The 15,670-nt window shown below is 73.2% G+C and carries 19 protein-coding genes; 7 read left to right on the plus strand and 12 right to left on the minus strand.

Going from position 1 to position 15,670, the window contains the following annotated elements; genetic code table 11:
• Positions 1 to 28: 28 nt before the first annotated feature.
• Together ACE1OA_RS19580 and ACE1OA_RS19585 are read right to left on the minus strand one after the other, a co-directional pair.
• The gene (locus ACE1OA_RS19580; RefSeq protein ID WP_356602677.1) at positions 29 to 748 is read right to left on the minus strand and encodes a DUF3558 domain-containing protein; all 720 of its coding nucleotides are present in this window, start codon (positions 746 to 748) and stop codon (positions 29 to 31) included.
• A gap of 96 nt (positions 749 to 844) precedes the next feature.
• The gene (locus ACE1OA_RS19585; protein ID WP_386544533.1) at positions 845 to 1,678 is read right to left on the minus strand and encodes a DUF3558 domain-containing protein; all 834 of its coding nucleotides are present in this window, start codon (positions 1,676 to 1,678) and stop codon (positions 845 to 847) included.
• A 185-nt stretch (positions 1,679 to 1,863) separates the two neighbouring features.
• Between ACE1OA_RS19585 and ACE1OA_RS19590 the strand changes: the two genes are divergently transcribed.
• A complete protein-coding gene (locus tag ACE1OA_RS19590; RefSeq protein WP_356602681.1) occupies positions 1,864 to 3,057 on the plus strand; it encodes an RtcB family protein in 1,194 nt (397 codons plus the stop codon).
• Between the two features lie 62 nt (positions 3,058 to 3,119).
• Here the strand turns inward: ACE1OA_RS19590 and ACE1OA_RS19595 are convergent, their stop codons facing one another.
• Positions 3,120 to 3,884 carry an SDR family NAD(P)-dependent oxidoreductase gene (locus ACE1OA_RS19595; RefSeq protein ID WP_356602683.1) on the minus strand — a complete coding sequence of 255 codons (765 nt, stop codon included), beginning with the start codon at positions 3,882 to 3,884 and terminating at the stop codon, positions 3,120 to 3,122.
• A 66-nt stretch (positions 3,885 to 3,950) separates the two neighbouring features.
• Positions 3,951 to 4,286, minus strand: coding sequence for a YnfA family protein (locus tag ACE1OA_RS19600; protein ID WP_356602685.1), 336 nt, complete (start codon positions 4,284 to 4,286; stop codon positions 3,951 to 3,953).
• 75 nt (positions 4,287 to 4,361) lie between these two features.
• Between ACE1OA_RS19600 and ACE1OA_RS19605 the strand changes: the two genes are divergently transcribed.
• Positions 4,362 to 4,847 (plus strand): hypothetical protein, encoded by a 486-nt coding sequence (locus ACE1OA_RS19605; protein ID WP_384875612.1) that lies wholly within the window; start codon positions 4,362 to 4,364, stop codon positions 4,845 to 4,847.
• Positions 4,848 to 5,079: 232 nt separating this feature from the next.
• On the opposite strand, the gene ACE1OA_RS19610 is transcribed toward ACE1OA_RS19605, so the two are convergent.
• Complete coding sequence (locus ACE1OA_RS19610; RefSeq protein ID WP_432753134.1) at positions 5,080 to 6,501, minus strand: FAD-dependent monooxygenase; 1,422 nt, start codon at positions 6,499 to 6,501, stop codon at positions 5,080 to 5,082.
• 121 nt (positions 6,502 to 6,622) lie between these two features.
• Between ACE1OA_RS19610 and ACE1OA_RS19615 the strand changes: the two genes are divergently transcribed.
• Positions 6,623 to 7,183 carry a TetR/AcrR family transcriptional regulator gene (locus tag ACE1OA_RS19615; protein ID WP_356602691.1) on the plus strand — a complete coding sequence of 187 codons (561 nt, stop codon included), beginning with the start codon at positions 6,623 to 6,625 and terminating at the stop codon, positions 7,181 to 7,183.
• A gap of 106 nt (positions 7,184 to 7,289) precedes the next feature.
• Positions 7,290 to 7,775: a MarR family winged helix-turn-helix transcriptional regulator gene (locus ACE1OA_RS19620; RefSeq protein WP_356602693.1), complete on the plus strand. Its 486-nt coding sequence runs from the start codon at positions 7,290 to 7,292 to the stop codon at positions 7,773 to 7,775.
• A gap of 20 nt (positions 7,776 to 7,795) precedes the next feature.
• On the opposite strand, the gene ACE1OA_RS19625 is transcribed toward ACE1OA_RS19620, so the two are convergent.
• Positions 7,796 to 8,533: a Mut7-C RNAse domain-containing protein gene (locus ACE1OA_RS19625; protein ID WP_356602695.1), complete on the minus strand. Its 738-nt coding sequence runs from the start codon at positions 8,531 to 8,533 to the stop codon at positions 7,796 to 7,798.
• 73 nt (positions 8,534 to 8,606) lie between these two features.
• Positions 8,607 to 9,458 carry an NAD(P)H-binding protein gene (locus tag ACE1OA_RS19630; protein WP_432753135.1) on the minus strand — a complete coding sequence of 284 codons (852 nt, stop codon included), beginning with the start codon at positions 9,456 to 9,458 and terminating at the stop codon, positions 8,607 to 8,609.
• Positions 9,459 to 9,694: 236 nt separating this feature from the next.
• On the opposite strand from ACE1OA_RS19630, the gene ACE1OA_RS19635 reads away from it, so the two are divergent.
• Positions 9,695 to 10,144 carry a GNAT family N-acetyltransferase gene (locus tag ACE1OA_RS19635; protein WP_356774908.1) on the plus strand — a complete coding sequence of 150 codons (450 nt, stop codon included), beginning with the start codon at positions 9,695 to 9,697 and terminating at the stop codon, positions 10,142 to 10,144.
• Positions 10,145 to 10,236: 92 nt separating this feature from the next.
• Here ACE1OA_RS19635 and ACE1OA_RS19640 read toward each other — a convergent pair whose 3' ends face one another.
• Together ACE1OA_RS19640 and ACE1OA_RS19645 are read right to left on the minus strand one after the other, a co-directional pair.
• Entirely contained in the window at positions 10,237 to 10,785 is a 549-nt protein-coding gene (locus ACE1OA_RS19640) for a GNAT family N-acetyltransferase (RefSeq protein ID WP_384875602.1), read from the minus strand.
• 66 nt (positions 10,786 to 10,851) lie between these two features.
• Entirely contained in the window at positions 10,852 to 11,712 is an 861-nt protein-coding gene (locus tag ACE1OA_RS19645; protein ID WP_356602702.1) for a helix-turn-helix domain-containing protein, read from the minus strand.
• A gap of 148 nt (positions 11,713 to 11,860) precedes the next feature.
• Here ACE1OA_RS19645 and ACE1OA_RS19650 point away from each other — a divergent pair, with 148 nt between their 5' ends.
• Positions 11,861 to 12,430, plus strand: coding sequence for a TIGR03086 family metal-binding protein (locus ACE1OA_RS19650; protein ID WP_432753136.1), 570 nt, complete (start codon positions 11,861 to 11,863; stop codon positions 12,428 to 12,430).
• A gap of 83 nt (positions 12,431 to 12,513) precedes the next feature.
• Here the strand turns inward: ACE1OA_RS19650 and ACE1OA_RS19655 are convergent, their stop codons facing one another.
• A complete protein-coding gene (locus ACE1OA_RS19655) occupies positions 12,514 to 12,762 on the minus strand; it encodes a hypothetical protein (protein WP_356602706.1) in 249 nt (82 codons plus the stop codon).
• A gap of 190 nt (positions 12,763 to 12,952) precedes the next feature.
• Between ACE1OA_RS19655 and ACE1OA_RS19660 the strand changes: the two genes are divergently transcribed.
• Complete coding sequence (locus tag ACE1OA_RS19660) at positions 12,953 to 13,834, plus strand: ABC transporter substrate-binding protein (protein ID WP_432753137.1); 882 nt, start codon at positions 12,953 to 12,955, stop codon at positions 13,832 to 13,834.
• A gap of 63 nt (positions 13,835 to 13,897) precedes the next feature.
• Here the strand turns inward: ACE1OA_RS19660 and ACE1OA_RS19665 are convergent, their stop codons facing one another.
• Positions 13,898 to 14,317 carry a MerR family transcriptional regulator gene (locus ACE1OA_RS19665; RefSeq protein ID WP_432754077.1) on the minus strand — a complete coding sequence of 140 codons (420 nt, stop codon included), beginning with the start codon at positions 14,315 to 14,317 and terminating at the stop codon, positions 13,898 to 13,900.
• Positions 14,318 to 14,864: 547 nt separating this feature from the next.
• Complete coding sequence (locus ACE1OA_RS19670) at positions 14,865 to 15,440, minus strand: hypothetical protein (protein WP_356602710.1); 576 nt, start codon at positions 15,438 to 15,440, stop codon at positions 14,865 to 14,867.
• Positions 15,441 to 15,670: the final 230 nt, after the last annotated feature.

The following is a 15,670-nucleotide window of genomic DNA, read 5'->3' on the forward strand; positions in this document are numbered from 1 at the left end:
TGGCGGTGTTCGTGCCGGGACGGGCGTGCTAGTTCGCGGCGGCGACCGCGGCGACGGCCTCCTTGGCGGCCTTCACGGCGCCTTCCATGACCGCTTTGTCGCTGGGCGCGTCCGCGCCCGCGTAGCCGGCGCCGTTGTAGGTCAGCAGCACCAGGACGTTGCCCGTACGGGCCACGATCGACGCGTACTTGAAGTCCTCGTCGGTCTTGCGGAGGTCGTAGGCGACGGCCTTGCCCTCCTCGCCGATGCCGGACGTCTCCGTGGTGCGCAGCTTCTTCGCGCCCTCGGTCGCCTCCAGCTTGGCGAGTTCCTTGGCGAGGTTCTGCTTGGCGCGCTCCTGGCCGCTGCCGAGCGCGACGTCCGAGTCGTAGCGGTAGAAGGAGACGTCGAGCCAGCGGTACTGCGAGCCCTTCGTGCCCTTGTCCTCCAGGCCGTTCCACGAGCAGCCGCCGCGGCTGGAGGTGTCGCTGGAGGTGGCCGACGTGCCGTTCTTGGCCTTGGCCTTGGGCACCAGCGTCGCGGTCGTCTTGGCGGAGACGGCCTTGCAGGCGTCGGGCAGCTTCGCGAACTTCGCGGGCTCGACCGTCTTCTTCGACGCGGTGGCCTGCGGGGCCGAGGACGCCGAACCCTTGTCCGGGGACGCTCCGGAACCGCCGTCGGAGTCAGAGGAGCAGCCGGCGACGACGAGCATCACCGGGACGGCTGCGCAGGCGAGTATGCGGGTGAGTCGCGGGGCTGATCGGTGCATGGTTCCTTCAGTCGCTTGTCGTACGGTCCGGCCGGCGGCCACGGTACGCCGACACGTTACGTGGTCCGGATCCGCTCACGGAGCGGGTCGGGACCGCTACTCCTCCAGGCGGTCGGCGAGCAGCCGGGCCAGATTCCGGGCCCTTTCCTGCAGCTCCGCGCTGTCGGGCGCCTCGGTGACGCCGGTCGTCTGGGCGACGTATCCGATCGTGACGATCACGTTGGATGTGCGGAACACCACGCTCACGGTGCGGTGCCGGCCGTTGGATCCGTCGGGGGTGAGCACGTCGTCGAGGAACGCCACCTCGCCCAGGCCCTCCAGGAGGCGGGGCTCCAGGCCGGTGGTGGGCGTCGGGGCGACGCCGCCCGAGGGGGGCTGGGTGGCGCCCGTGGTGCCGGCGGGCGGGGGGTTGGTGGTTCCGCCCGGGGTCTGGGGTGTCTGCGCCGCTCCCGTGCCCTGGGGTGCCTGAGGGGACGCCGGGGTCTGCGGGAGGTGCGCGGCGGCCTGCTTGCGGGCGAACACCTCCTGCGCGCGGGCGTCGTCGCTCACGGCCGGGTCGTAGGAGACGACCCGCTCGATGTCGAGGGCGAGCCGGTACGAGGAGTCGGGGGAGTCGGCCTTCCAGGAACAGCCGACGCGGCGGTCGGTGTCGTAGGTGACGGACGCGCTGCCTCGGTAGGCCTTGTCCCGCTCCGCGTCCGGCAGCTCGGCCGCGCCGGGGAGCAGGTCCCTGAGCGCGGTCTGCGGGACGGCACCACAGGGTTCGAAGAGCGTGCGGTAGCGCCCGGGCGGGGCGGCGGGGGCGGCGGGACCTGCCTTGGAGTCCATGGCCGTGACGTCCGCGTCGCCGCCGGAGGAGCATCCGGTGAGGCCCAGCGCGAGTGCCGCCGCGAGTGCTGTCAGACCGGGTACGTACGCCTGTCGCTGCACGCTCGCAGGCTCCCTTCTCCCGACTTCTGCCGAGGACTTCCCCGAAAAAACGATTGCCGCCGGACACCGGCCGCTGAACACAATGTGTATCGCACGCACTGCCGTCGATGCCGGTCCGTCGTCACCTGTACGGGCTTTGGCCCCGGTTTTTGCGTTTTTCGGCTTATCGGGGGAATCGAGGAAGTATGTCGTACGTAGAGGTACCGGGCGCGCAGGTGCCCATCCGGATGTGGGCGGATCCTTCGACGGTGGAGGGCGGCGCCATGCAGCAGCTCCACAACGTGGCGACGCTGCCGTGGATCAAGGGCCTGGCCGTGATGCCGGACGTGCACTACGGCAAGGGCGCCACGGTCGGCTCGGTGATCGCGATGCAGGGCGCGGTGTGCCCGGCCGCGGTCGGCGTCGACATCGGCTGTGGCATGTCGGCCGTGAAGACCTCGCTCACCGCGAACGACCTGCCGGGAGACCTGTCGCGGCTGCGGTCGAAGATCGAGCAGGCGATCCCGGTGGGCCGCGGGATGCACCGTGACGAGGTGGACCCCAAGCGGCTCTACCAGTTCCCGACGTCGGGGTGGGACGACTTCTGGACCCGTTTCGACGGGGTCGCGGACGCGGTCAAGTTCCGCCGGGAGCGGGCCGCGCTGCAGATGGGGACGCTGGGCAGCGGCAACCACTTCGTCGAGTTCTGTCTCGACGAGTCGGGTGCCGTCTGGCTGATGCTGCACTCCGGCTCGCGGAACATCGGCAAGGAGCTCGCCGAGCACCACATCGGCGAGGCGCGGCAGCTGCCGCACAACCAGGGGCTCGTCGACCGGGACCTCGCCGTCTTCATCGCGGACACCCCCCAGATGGCGGCGTACCGCAACGACCTCTTCTGGGCGCAGGAGTACGCGAAGTACAACCGCGCGATCATGATGGCGCTCTTCCAGGAGGTCGTCCGCCGGGAGTTCCGCAAGGCGCGGGTGACCTTCGAGCCGGTGATCTCCTGCCACCACAACTACGTGGCGGAGGAGCGGTACGACGGCATGGACCTGCTCGTCACCCGCAAGGGCGCGATCCGGGCGGGCTCCGGCGACCTCGGGATCATCCCGGGCTCCATGGGGACCGGCTCGTACATCGTCAAGGGCCTCGGCAACGCGGCGTCCTTCAACTCGGCCTCCCACGGAGCCGGCCGGAAGATGAGCCGGAGCGCGGCGAAGCGGCGCTTCTCGACGCGGGACCTGGAGGAGCAGACGCGGGGCGTGGAGTGCCGCAAGGACTCCGGCGTCGTGGACGAGATCCCGGGTGCCTACAAGCCGATCGAGAAGGTCATCGACCAGCAGCGGGACCTGGTCGAGGTCGTCGCGAAGCTGAAGCAGGTCATCTGCGTGAAGGGCTGACCGCCCTGCCCGTACGGCGGAAGGCCCCGGCACCCCTGGTGCCGGGGCCTTCCGCGTCGTCGTCACAGCTCGCGGTGCACCTTGGTGTTGGACGCCTGGGCGCGGGGGCGGACGACCAGGAGGTCGATGTTGACGTGCGGCGGGCGGGTGACGGCCCAGGTGACCGTGTCGGCGACGTCGTCGGCGGTCAGGGGCTCGGCCACGCCCGCGTAGACCTTGGCGGCCTTGTCGGTGTCGCCGCGGAAGCGGGTGGTCGCGAACTCCTCGGTCTTCACCATGCCCGGGGCGATCTCGATGACGCGGACCGGGGTGCCGACGATCTCCAGGCGGAGGGTCTCGGCCAGGACGCGGGCCCCGTTCTTGGCGGCGACGTAGCCTGCGCCGCCCTCGTAGGTGGAGTGTCCGGCGGTGGAGGAGAGGACGACGACCGTGCCGTCGCCGCTCGCGGTGAGGGCGGGCAGCAGGGCCTGGGTGACGTTGAGGGTGCCGATGACGTTGACCTCGTACATCCGGCGCCAGTCCTCGGGGTCGCCGGTCGCGACGGTGTCCGCCCCGAGCGCGCCGCCCGCGTTGTTGACGAGGACGGCGATGGTGCGGAAGGCCGTGGCGAAGGTCTGGACGGCCTCGCGGTCGGTGACGTCCAGGGCGTACGCGGTCGCCTGGTGACCGGCCTCGTTGATCTCCGCGGCGAGGGTCTCGATGCGGTCCTTGCGGCGGGCGGTGAGGACCACGCGGTAGCCGGCGGCGGCGAGTCGCCGGGCGGTGGCGGCGCCGATGCCGCTGCTCGCTCCGGTGACGACGGCGATGGGGGTACCGGCGGCAGTCATGACGTGCTCCTCGCGCGTGTGGTCGATTTCGTCGATCGCGTGGTCAGGATAGGCGGCGGGCCCGGCTCAGCGGGTGCGCGGGGCGTACATGATCACGGCCATGCCGGCGAGGCAGATCAGCGCTCCCGTGACGTCCCAGCGATCGGGACGGTAGCCGTCGGCGATCATGCCCCAGGCGATCGATCCGGCGACGAACACGCCTCCGTAGGCCGCGAGGATCCGGCCGAACTCGGCGTCGGGCTGGAGGGTGGCGACGAACCCGTAGAGCCCGAGGGCGATGACGCCGGCGCCGATCCAGGCCCAGCCGCGGTCCTCGCGCACGCCCTGCCAGACGAGCCAGGCGCCCCCGATCTCGAAGAGCGCGGCGAGGGCGAAGAGGGCGACGGAACGCGCGATCAGCATGCGGTCAGGGTGCCACGGGACACGCAGGCTGACCGGTAATCAGAAGATATGCGGATCAATCGGTATCTTCGGGCCATGAGTGCGAGGAGCAAGGCCCTGCTCGGTGTGGTCCTGATGGCTTCGGTGATGGCCGGTACGTGCGGCAGCGCCCGCGCCGACGGTCCCGCGAGGGCCGGGCGCGAGGCGGATCTTGCCCATCACGGCTACGCCTCTCTTTGGCAGGGGCGGCTCGAGGTCCGGCTGGTCAGTCAGAACCACGGCTCGTCGGACGTGTCCGACTCGACCGTGCGGCTCGCCTTCTCGGAGCCGCCGGCCGCGGGTCAGGAGCTGCCGCCGGCCTGCCTGTGGGGCGGCGAGCGGGTGGTCGTCTGCCGGACGGGTGCGCTGCGGGCCGCCGGCACGGCCGGTGTGCTGGCGATCGAGCTGCGCACGGCGGGCTCCCCGGACGAGGTCACCGTGGAGATCGACACCGCCTGGAGCGATGGCTCGACCGATCCCAACCCCGGCAACGACCGCCATCGCGTGCTCGTCCTGGCGACCGGCGACGCCTACGCCTTCTGACGGGCCCGCGCCTTCCGGCGGGCCCGCGCCTTCCGGCGGGCCCGCGCCTTCCGGCGGGCCCGCGCCTTCCGGCGGGCCCGCGCCTTCCGGCGGGCCCGCGCCTTCCGGCGGGCCCGCGCCTTCCGGCGGGCCCGCGCCTTCCGGCGGGCCCGCGCCTTCCGGCGGGCCCGCGCCTTCCGGCGGGCCCGCGCCTTCCGGCGGGCCCGCGCGGAGGCGGGCCGTCGCGCGCCGCTCAGGCGTCCGCACGGCCGGTCCAGGCGGCGTACCCGTCGGGGCGGACCAGGAGTGCCGTGCGGCGACCGGGGTCGCTCCAGGTGGCGCGCACGAGGCGGGTGGGTGACGCCGGGGACGCGGGCACGAGCGGGGTCGCGCCCGCGGGGGTGACCAGGACGAACTCGCCCTTGCGCAGGAGCTCGTAGAGCCGCCCCTCCCGCAGGGCCAGGTCCGGGACCCGCCGGCCCACGGGACGGCGGGCGCCGTGACCGGGGGCGTACGCGATGTCGAGGCCGCTGATCATGCCCATGGCCCGTGCGGCGGCGGGGCGCACCGTGTCCAGGAAGCGCGCGGCGAGGGCGCGCCCGGCGCGATGGAGAGGGGTGCGGGCCATGGCGAGCCGGACGATGGCGCCGCTGCTGCGCAGCACCATGGTGCCGACCGGGTGCCGCTCGGCCTGGTAGCTGTCGAGGAGGGCCTCGGGGTCGGGTGCGTCCCCGCGCAGGACCGCGGCGAGCTTCCAGGACAGGTTGGCGGCGTCCTGCAGGCCGGTGTTCATGCCCTGTCCGCCGGCGGGGGAGTGGACGTGGGCGGCGTCGCCGGCGAGGAAGACCCGGCCGGAGCGGTACGCGGGGGCCTGGCGCTCGTCGCTGTGGAAGCGGGAGATCCAGCGGGCGTCGTGCATGCCGTAGTCGCTGCCGAGCGCGGTGCGGGCGATGTCGCGGACCTCGTCCAGGTCGACGGGCTCGCTGTCGGGGACCTGCCGGGTCCGGTTCCAGCCCATCACCCGGTACCAGCCGTCGCCGAAGGGGGCGATGAAGGCGAACGCGTCGCCGGCGCCGTCGACCGTGAGCAGTCCTTCGGGCTCCTCGGCCAGGCGGACGTCCGCCAGGACGATGGAACGGATCACGGAGACGCCCGGGAAGGGCAGCCCGAGCGCGGTCCGCACCGCGCTGCGCACGCCGTCGGTGCCGACGAGGTAGCGGGCGCGCAGGGTCAGGGGCGCACCCTCGGGGCCGGTGAACTCGGCGGTGACCCCGCCGGCGTCCTGGCGCAGCCCCCGCAGCTCCGTCTCGTGCCGGACGTCCACACCTGTGGACAGCACGCGCCGTTCCAGGAGGCGCTCGACCTCGTACTGCGGGGTGATGAGGAGGTAGGCGAACCGGGAGGGCAACCGGGTCAGGTCGAGGGCGAGGCGGCCGAAGAGGCGCATCCGGGTGATGGGGGTGCCCGTGGCGACCAGGTCGTCCGCGAGACCGCGGGCGTCCAGCTGCTCCAGGGTGCGGGCGTGCACGCCGAACGCACGGGTCATGTTGCTGATGCCGTGCGGGCGGCGCTCGACCAGGGTGACGCGCAGGCCGGCGGCGGCGAGGTCGCCGGCGAGGAGCATGCCGGTGGGGCCGGCGCCCACGACGAGAACGTCCGTGTCCAGCTGGTTCATCGCTGCCTCCAGGGGAGCCGTGCCGATGTCCGTTGGTCAACGCTTGTTGGTCAACGCTTGTTGGCAAATGTAGAGCCGTCCTTTCTGGCGTGTCAACACCCGTTGGCCTACAGTTGTTGGCATGACGACTGCCCGCCGTTCCGACGCGACCCGCGCCGCGATCCTCGAAGCCGCCCGCGAGCGGTTCGCCTCCGACGGCTACGAGCGCGCCACCATCCGGGCCATCGCCCGCGACGCCGGGATCGACCCGTCGATGGTGATGCGCTACTACGGAAACAAGGAGGGGCTGTTCGCCGCCGCGTCGGAGATCGAGCTCAGCCTTCCGGAGATCGGCGGCCTGCCGCGGCGGCACGTCGGCGCGGTGCTGGTGACGCACTTCCTCGACCGGTGGGAGCGCGACGACGTCCTGACCGGCCTGCTGCGGGTCGGCGTGACCAACGCCGCCGGCGCCGAGCGGATGCAGGCGGTCTTCGCCCAGCAGCTCGGGCCCGTCGCCCTCGGCGTCTGCCCGGACCCGGCCGACGCGCCCCGCCGCGCGGCGCTCGTCGCCTCGCAGATCCTCGGCATGGCACTGGCCCGCTACGTGCTCCGCCTGCCGCCGGCGGTCGAGATGTCCCGCGAGGACGTCGTCGCCTGGCTCGGCCCGACCGTCCAGCGCTACCTGACCGCCGAGAGCCCTTAGGGAGCGTCCTGTCCGGCGGGACGGCCCGCGGTGGCCCGGGCCCTGGGCCCCGGGCGCGGCCCTGGCGGCCGTGGCCGGTCCGGGGTGGGCTTCGTAGAATTCCTGCATGACGCAGAAGAAGTCCGCCCGGCGGGAAGGTCTCATGACCGAGCTCTACGGTGAGTCCCGCCGGTACATGGCCTCCTACGCCCTGTTCAACCAGGCCGTGGCGGACCATCTGCGGCTCCACCCGACCGATGTGCAGTGCCTGAACCTGCTCTCCCTGGAGTCCGCCCCCGTCACCACCGGCCGGATAGCCGAGCTGACCGGACTCACCACCGGCTCCGCGACCCGGCTCGTCGACCGTCTGGAGCGCGCCGGATACGTGACGCGCGAGCGGGACGCCGAGGACCGGCGGCGCGTCCTCGTCGCCGTGGTGCCCGAGCGGATGGCCGAACTCGGCGCCTTCTGGCGGCGGCTCAACGGGGCCTGGGGCACGATGTTCGACGCCTACAGCGACGCCGAGGTCGCCCTGCTCATCGCCCATATGCGCCGGACCGTGGAGCTCAGCGCCGTGCAGATCGAGCGGCTGCGCCGGGGCGAACTCGGCTGACACCGGCGGCGGGTGGCGGCTCAGCGCGCCGCCGCACCGCCGAACTCGCGGAGCGCGTCGGTGACGATCGCCTCCAGCCGGGCGTGGTGGGCGCCCCGCCAGTACACCCGCTCGCACTCCGTGCAGCTCGCGAACACGTCGTACGTCTTCTCCGTGCCCTGCTCCAGCCGCTCGCGGACCGAGTCCTTGTCGGCCTCGGTCAGCCGGCCGTTGCAGGCGGTGCAGCGGGTCCACGGCTCCAGCGCGGGGGCGAACCGTTCCAGTACGTCGCGCAGCTGGTCCTCGGGCCGGTCGCTGTACACGTAGGCACCGGCCCACAGCTCCCGGCGGCGCAGCAGACCGCGGTCCCGGGAGAGCATCACCCGCCGCTCCTTCGCCGAGAGCGCCGCCAGTGCCGGGTCGCCGAGGTCCTCGCTCTCGTACGCCGCGTCGATCCCCAGCAGCCGCATCCGGCGGGCCAGCGTGCCGAGATGGACGTCCAGGAGGAACCGGAGCGGAGCGCCGGGCACGGACTGCGGCCGGGTGACGCCCTCCACCTCGACCGTCTCGCCCGCCGCCGGCACGTGCGACACCGCCGCCGGCCGCCCGTCGACGAGCAGCCGCCCCGCCTCGGTGAGCGGCACGCCCAGTGACTCCACGACGTGCCCGAGCGTCGAGACGCCGTCGGTCGTCACCGCGGTGCGTCCCGTGCGGCGCTCCGCCGAGACGAAGAGCCGCAGGTCGGGGGCGAAACTGATCTGGATCTCCGGTCCGTTCACGGGGACAGGATGTCACCGGGGCCCATCGGACGGCCAGGCATTTCGGGCTCTCCGCCGGACTGCCCCGGCCGTCTCACGGGCGGAAGGCGTCCGCGTGCTCGGCGGCCCACCGGGCGAAGGTGCGGGCCGGGTGCCCGGTCAGCTCCTCGACCGTGCGCGTCAGGGGCACCGGCCTGCCGTCGTGCGCGGCCCAGTAGGACAGCAGGGCGTCGGCGAAGGTCTCCGGTATGTGGGAGGAGACCGACTCCTTCCACTGCCCGGGCGTCACCGCGTGCACGGCGGCCGTGCGGCCCGTCGCCTCGGCGAGTATCGCCAGCTGCTGGGTGAAATCGAGCGATTCGGGGCCGGTCAGCAGGTACGAGGAGCCGCGGAGCCGGGATTCGGTGAGGACGGCGAAGGCGGCCTCGGCGACGTCCTTCTCGTGGATCGGATCGGCGTGCGAGCCGGGATACGGAAGCTCCACGGGGCGCGAGGACCTGAACGCCCACGACCACTGCAGGGCGTTGGTCGCGAAGGCCCCCGGCTGGAGGTGCGTCGCCTCGAAGGCGCCGTCGGCCGCGGCGGACTCCAGGGCGCGCTCGACGGCCAGGTGGGAGGCCGCGATCGGGTTGTCCGCGGCGTCGGGGGCGAGTACGGAGCTGGAGGACAGCAGTACGACGTGGCGCACACCGGCGGCGCGGGCCTGCGCGGTGAAGGCGTCGATGTGCGAGGGCTCGGCGTACAGGAAGACGGAGTCGACGCCTTCGAGCGCGGCGCCGAAGGTCGCCGGATCGGCGAGATCGCAGCGGACGGTGTCCACTCCGTCGGGTGGGGAGAGGTCCGCCGGGTTCTTGGAGGCGGCTTTCGCCTTGATGCCCGCGTCGTGGAGCAGTCCGAGCAGGGTGGTGGCGACGCGGCCGCGGCTGCCGGTGACGAGAACGGTCATGGGAGGGGTCCTTTCAGGTGGCCCTCACGCATTCGACTGCGCAAGGAAGAATCTGTGTCACGCAGATAAATATCCGCGATGGTCCCCCACGCCGTCAACCCTGATAGATCCCCGACCCCGCCCCCGAGACCCCCCCTGAGCCCGCCCCGAAGCCCGTCCGGACCTGCCCCGGCCGAGCCGCGAGCCCGCCGACCGGCCCACGAGGTCCGCCGGGCCCGTGCGCTACCGTCCAGCCCATGAAGATCATCGACCTCGAGTACGGCGACCCCCGCCTGGAGTCCGACCTGCTCCCCGTCCTGCGCGAGCTGCGTCCCCACCTCACCCCCGAGCTCTTCGCCGAGGTGCAGGAGCGCGGCCGGGTCCAGGGGCTGCGCTTCACCGCCGCCTACACGGACGACGGGCGCTGCGTGGGCGCCGCGGGCTGGCGGATCATCCACAACACCAGCTCGATCCGCAAGCTCTACGTCGACGACCTCGTCACCGCCGCCACCACCCGCTCCACGGGTGTCGGGCGCGGCCTGCTCGCCCACCTGGAACGGCACGCGAGCGACGAGGGCTGCTCCGAGCTGAACCTGGACTCCGGCACCCACCGCACCGCCGCACACCGCTTCTACCTGCGCGAACGCCTCGACATCGTCGGCTTCCACTTCACGAAGAAGCTGAAGTCCCGGGCCGCGCAGGGCTGAGCCGGCAGCCGCTCCCGCCCCCCTCCCTCCCCCGGGCCGCCGAAGCGGGCGACGCGCGGGAGGGGGCGGGAGAGGCGGCCGCCCCGCCCGGATCAGTCACCGGGAGCCGCGGAGTCCGGGGACCGGAGGTCGAGCCGCCAGTCGTTGCAGCGCATCGGCCGGCCCGGCGGGTACTCGAACCCCTGCTCGCCGAGCAGCTCGAACCCGGCCTTGCGGCAGACCGTGTTCGACGGCCCGTTGTCCGTCGACGGGAAGGCGTGCAGGAAGCGGTGCAGACCCGCGGCCCGCGCCTGCGCGGCCACCGCCAGCGTCGCGGCGGTCGCGATGCCCCGCCCCTGGAAGCCGGGGAGCACCGTCCAGCCGGTCTCGTACACCTCCTCCCCGTCCCAGGTCCGTGCCCAGTAGCCGATGCTGCCGACCGCGACCTCCTCGGGGAGCAGCACGACGCGGAACATCCGTCCCCTGCCCGTGGTGTCGGTGCTCAGGTCCACGTAGCGCCGATGCCGCCCGGCGAGCGCCTCCTCGGTCTCGGGACCGCCGAGATGCTCCGTCAACTCCGGCGCGTTCATGGCCCGGAGAAGCTCGAAGTCCTGCTCGGACCAGGGCTCCAGGCGCACGGGGGAATCGGTGAGAGAGTCCATGCCCGCACCCTAGGTCCGACACGGCCGGGCGCCCGAGCAGGGGCCCGAGCTCGGCGGGCGTCCGGGTCAGGGGTCCGACACCTGGCGCGCGTAGGCCGTGGGAGGCACCCCGACCGTCGCCGTGAAGTCCCTGACCAGATGGGCCTGGTCGCTGTAGCCGAGGTCGGCCGCGAGCCGGGCCCAGTCGAGGGTGTCCGGGCCTTCCCCCGACTCGGCGCGTTCCAGGGCCTCGTGGATGCGGTAGCGCAGGATGACCCACTTCGGGCCGACGCCGACGCGGGTGGCGAACAGTCGCTGCAGGGAGCGCGCGGACAGGCCCCCCGCGGCGGCCAGTTCGGACACCCGCCGCACGGTGCGGTCCCGGCGGACCAGGTCCACCAGCGCCATGGCCTGTTCGGCCTGGGCATCGGGCGAGGGACCGTGGGCCAGCAGGAAGGCGTCGAGCGCGGCCACGCGCGCGTCGTCGGTCGCCGGATCGAGCACGGCGGCGACCGTGTTCCCCGCGGCCTCTCCGACGTCGGCGAAGACCTCGTCGAGCGGGACCCGGCGCCCCGTCCAGCGTGACACCGGCCACGCCGGCGCGAACGGCCGGAAGCCGCCGGGCCGGAACTGCACCCCGCAGACACGGCCGCGCCCCGTGAGCTTCTTCGTGAAGAGTTCGAGCCCGATCCCGGCGACCTCGCCGAAGGACTCCGCGTCCCCGCCGCCGTCGGCGCTCTCGTAGCGCTGGAAGACGACGTTCACGCAGGGGTGCGGGACGACATGGCTCGCGTACGGCTCGGCGAGGTCCCAGTCGATCAGCCAGTAGTGCTCCAGATACGGACGCAGCTCCGGGGCCGGCTCGCGGCGGCGGAAGCGGACGTGCGTCATCAGCTCGGCGGCGTCGACGATGCCCCGGGTGTCACGACGTGGTCCGTCAGGGCTCATGCTCGTGATGCTAAGGGCTGTCCCGCTGATCAGGCCGGATCAGAAGGTGGGGAAGGACGGGCCGGCGCCCTCCCCACGGGCCACCGGGACTCCCGGCTCTGGCGCGTTTCTTCAAGACGGGCGGGGCGGGGGCGGGCAGCGTGGAGCCATGACGTACCGCATGAGCGAACTGCTCGACACCGCCGTCGCCCAGGCCGTCCCCGTGGTGCGGGGCATCCCCGAGGACAGCCTCGGCGCGCCCACTCCCTGTGCCGAGTACGACGTGCGCGCGCTGCTGAACCACCTGCTGCACGTCGTCGTGAACTTCCAGGCCCTCGCCGCCAAGCAGCCGTCCGACTTCTCCGTCACGCCGGACTACGTGGCCGAGGGCGACTGGCGCGCCGGCTTCGAGGCGGAGACCGCGAAGCTGGTCGCCGCCTGGTCCGCGCCGGGCGCCGAGGAAGGCACCACGGGGACCATGGACATGCCCGCGCGGACGGTCGCGTCGATGGTGCTGCTCGACCTCACCGTCCACATCTGGGACCTGGCCCGCGCGACGGGCCGGCCGTTCCGGCCGGACCCGGCCGTGGTGGAGGGGCTGACGGGGGAGGTGGAGCGAATGGCGCCGATGGCCCGGAAGATGAACGTCTTCAAGGAGGCCGTCGAGCTGCCGGAGGGAGCGGACCCGTTCGAGCGCCTCCTCGCCACGACGGGTCGCGACCCGCGCGCCTGGGCCTGATCCCCCGGCGCCCGGGCGCCGGCGTACGCCGTGGTCTGCTCCGGGCGCCCCGGGCACCCCCGTCACCGCCCCGGGCACCCTCGTCACCGCAGGCGGCCCGCCGAACCCAGCGAGAGGCGGGAGACGACCTGGCCGAAGGCGTCCTCCTCGGCGGCGGTCAGGGACACCGACTCCTGGGGGTGCCAGACCCTCTCCAACGGCATGTCCGCCCGCGCGCGGCGGGCGCGGGCTCGCTGCCCCAGGGCCACCGCCCACGCCGTCGCGGAGACGGCGAGCAGGCCGAGAAGCGTGATCACACGGGGGTCCGAGAACGGGCCGGGCAGGGACGGCATGGCTGACTCCGGGGCGCGAGGGCCGGTACGGCGGCGCGCTCCGGCAGACGGCGCGCACGCACGGCGCTGACCCTTCCGATTGTCCCTCTTCCGGCGGCGGCCGGGCAGGGCCGAGGCCCTCTTGTGCGGCTCGGAGAAGCGCTTCAAGGTGGCGGGAGAGGGAGAAATCCGGCCGGGAGGGAGCAGCCGCATGTCGGACGCAGAGGCGTGGGGGTTCACGGACGACAGGGGAGTGGCGCTGACGGCCGCGCGCAGGCCGGAGCGGGTCGTGGCCTACGTGCGGGCCGGGGCCGCGCTGCGGGACCTGGGCGTGACGCCCGTCGCGGTGTACGGATCGGGGCACGACGGCAGCACGCTCGACCCGGTCAAGGCGGGGGACCTGGCGGCGGCGGGTGTCCCGTACCTCGGGCCCGGCCGGACCCTGGAGGAGGACGTCCTGCGGGAGCTGCGGCCGGACCTGGTGGTGGACGTGAGTTACGACGGGAAGAGCGCGTACGCGCTGGACGAGGCGGTCGCCGACCGGCTCGGGGTGCCCGCGGCCGTGGTCTCCGTCGGGAGCGACCAGTCGCTCGCGGCGATCATCGGCCGGTTCGGGGAGCTGGGAGCCGCGCTGCGCGACGGTGCCGCCGCCGGCCCGGACGCCGCCGACGGGGGTGCGGTGGATCCGGACGCGAGGGGTGCGGGGTCCGTCGAGGCGTCCGAGGCCGCGCTCGCCGCCGTCGCGGGGACCGCGACCGCGACCGTGCTCGCGCTGTCCGCCGCCGGCCCGGACCAGGTCCATCTGGCCCGACCGCAGGCCTGGCCCGAGCTGGCCCGGCTCCTCGAACTCGGCGTACGCCTCCTCGACCCCGGTCCCGGCCCCGGTGCCAACTGGCTCACCACGGACTGGGAGCACGCCGCGGGGCTCGCCCCGGACCTGGTGCTCTTCGATGACCGGTCCAACGCCGTACGGCCCGAGGCCCTCCCGCCGGTGGGTGACGCGCGGGTGGCGCCGTGGAACCCGGAGACCCCGCCGAGCCCGGCGGCGTACGGCCGCTTCTTCCGGGACATCGCCGCGGCGCTCCGAGGCTGAGGGCTGCCCCGGCGCCCGGGGCCGGCCGGCGGCCCGGACACCCGGTGCCGTCGGGGCCGCGGCTCACACGGTGGCGCTGTCCCCCAGGCGTTCCCGCAGCGAGGCGGCGAACTCCTCCACCCGTGCGAGCTGGGCGCGCAGCTCGGCGACCCGTTCGGTGGCCGCCTGCTCGTAGCCCCGGACCCGGGCGACCAGGGCGGCGCGCTCGGCCGGCGGCAGTTCCGTGTCCGTGCCGGGTCGGTCCGCGCCGAGCCGGTCCACGGCCCGCAGCAGTTCGCGGGTCTCGTCGATGCTGAAACCGAGCGGCTTCATGCGGCGGATCACCATCAGCCGGGCGACGTCGGCGTCGGTGTAGAGCGGGAAGCCGCCCTGGGAGCTGGCGGAAGGGACGACCAGGCCGGCGTCCTCGTAGTGGCGAATGGTGCGCAGCGACAGTTCGGTGCGCGCCGCCACCTCGCCGATCTGCATGGGCTCCCCGGGGATGTGCCGCCTGCGCACGCCGATCCCGAGGTTCGTTCCCGTCCCCCGGCCCAGGCCCCGGACGGCCCCGTCCATGCCCGTGCCCGCGCGTACTCCTCTGTCCCTGCCCAGGTCTCTGCCCACGGCGTCCTTCCCTTCGTCTGGCTGCTGCGGGCGCGATACCCGCGCATTACATCCCATTCGTCATAACTTCAGCACTTATGTGAGTCGGAAAGGTGGCGCAACGCGGTCGCAGGGCCACCTGGTGCGCCCGCGCGCCCCCCCGGCGCCGACGAAAGAGGTGAGCCGCAAGCGGCGCGCCGGAAGGGGTGCGCCGGAAGGGGTGAACCTGAAAGGCCGGAAGAACCCAGGCCCGGAAGCCGAACGGAGGAGGCCCGCCGGAAGCGCGCCGGAAGCCGGCCGGAAGTGGCCGGAAGAGCCGGCCGGAGAAGCCGAACCGGGGAAGCCGCCGTGGACGGGCGGGCAGCCGGACGCCGCCCTCGCCCCGGCTCGGGAGGGGAGGGCGGAAAGGGCCCGAAAGATCCCCGCGCGCGGCGCGGAGAACGTCAGGTCAGGGCCACACCAGGCAGTACGGCTGGTGTCCCGCCTCGTGGAGGCGTACCGAGAAGTCCTGCCACTCGTGCAGCAGCTGGTAGACGTTGAAGGCGTCCCTCGGGCCGCCGCGGTCCGGGACCGTGGACCAGATGAAGGCGGCGGCGCCGACCGACTCCTCGCCGATGCCGCGCAGCGGATCGACGACGGTCATGGGCAGCTTCACGACGGCGTAGTCGGGATGGAGCACCACCAGTTCCAGTGGGGGCACCTTGTGCAGGGGCATGCCCTGGATGCCGGTGAGCACCATGGCGGCTATGGTCTCCGGCTTGATCTTGGTGAACATGCCGCCCATGCCGAGCTCGTCGCCGCCCAGTTCCTCCGGGCGCATCGAGATCGGGACGCGGGCAGCCGTGGCGCCGTCGGGTGCGCCGAAGTACTTGTACGTCACCCCCAACCGGCCACTCCCGCTCCCTGTCGTGGGTTCCGTCGGTCCAGCGGGTTCTTCCGTACGCCGTCGCCGGTGCTTCCCCCGCCGGGCAGGCTCGGGACCCAGGTCGTCCGTCCCCTCGCCCAGTCCGCCACCGCGATGCATATCTCCACCCGACTGCTTTTTTGGGCAGCACGACCCCCGCCGTGCAACCCGATCACCGTGTTCAGTGACCTCCCCCACGCTCTCGCGGTGAAACACCTGTCCGCAAGAACGTCCGGCCCTCTGACACCATGGATTCCGTGAGCCATCCCTATGACGCCCCAGTTTCGCAGACGCGGAGCACCGACGCCCCGGCGTAACGCACAGGGTGCCCACGCACACCTTCCGTACTC

The organism is Streptomyces sp. JL2001 (assembly GCF_050917515.1).
In the GTDB taxonomy this organism is placed as follows: Bacteria; Actinomycetota; Actinomycetes; order Streptomycetales; family Streptomycetaceae; genus Streptomyces.

Coding starts and splice junctions, on each gene's coding strand:
- ACE1OA_RS19580 (WP_356602677.1), bottom strand. CDS start 748: ATGCACCGATCAGCCCCGCGACTCACCCGCATACTCGCCTGCGCAGCC.
- ACE1OA_RS19590 (WP_356602681.1), top strand. CDS start 1,864: ATGTCGTACGTAGAGGTACCGGGCGCGCAGGTGCCCATCCGGATGTGG.
- ACE1OA_RS19595 (WP_356602683.1), bottom strand. CDS start 3,884: ATGACTGCCGCCGGTACCCCCATCGCCGTCGTCACCGGAGCGAGCAGC.
- ACE1OA_RS19600 (WP_356602685.1), bottom strand. CDS start 4,286: ATGCTGATCGCGCGTTCCGTCGCCCTCTTCGCCCTCGCCGCGCTCTTC.
- ACE1OA_RS19605 (WP_384875612.1), top strand. CDS start 4,362: ATGAGTGCGAGGAGCAAGGCCCTGCTCGGTGTGGTCCTGATGGCTTCG.
- ACE1OA_RS19610 (WP_432753134.1), bottom strand. CDS start 6,501: ATGAACCAGCTGGACACGGACGTTCTCGTCGTGGGCGCCGGCCCCACC.
- ACE1OA_RS19615 (WP_356602691.1), top strand. CDS start 6,623: ATGACGACTGCCCGCCGTTCCGACGCGACCCGCGCCGCGATCCTCGAA.
- ACE1OA_RS19620 (WP_356602693.1), top strand. CDS start 7,290: ATGACGCAGAAGAAGTCCGCCCGGCGGGAAGGTCTCATGACCGAGCTC.
- ACE1OA_RS19630 (WP_432753135.1), bottom strand. CDS start 9,458: ATGACCGTTCTCGTCACCGGCAGCCGCGGCCGCGTCGCCACCACCCTG.
- ACE1OA_RS19635 (WP_356774908.1), top strand. CDS start 9,695: ATGAAGATCATCGACCTCGAGTACGGCGACCCCCGCCTGGAGTCCGAC.
- ACE1OA_RS19640 (WP_384875602.1), bottom strand. CDS start 10,785: ATGGACTCTCTCACCGATTCCCCCGTGCGCCTGGAGCCCTGGTCCGAG.
- ACE1OA_RS19645 (WP_356602702.1), bottom strand. CDS start 11,712: ATGAGCCCTGACGGACCACGTCGTGACACCCGGGGCATCGTCGACGCC.
- ACE1OA_RS19650 (WP_432753136.1), top strand. CDS start 11,861: ATGACGTACCGCATGAGCGAACTGCTCGACACCGCCGTCGCCCAGGCC.
- ACE1OA_RS19655 (WP_356602706.1), bottom strand. CDS start 12,762: ATGCCGTCCCTGCCCGGCCCGTTCTCGGACCCCCGTGTGATCACGCTT.
- ACE1OA_RS19660 (WP_432753137.1), top strand. CDS start 12,953: ATGTCGGACGCAGAGGCGTGGGGGTTCACGGACGACAGGGGAGTGGCG.
- ACE1OA_RS19670 (WP_356602710.1), bottom strand. CDS start 15,440: ATGCATCGCGGTGGCGGACTGGGCGAGGGGACGGACGACCTGGGTCCC.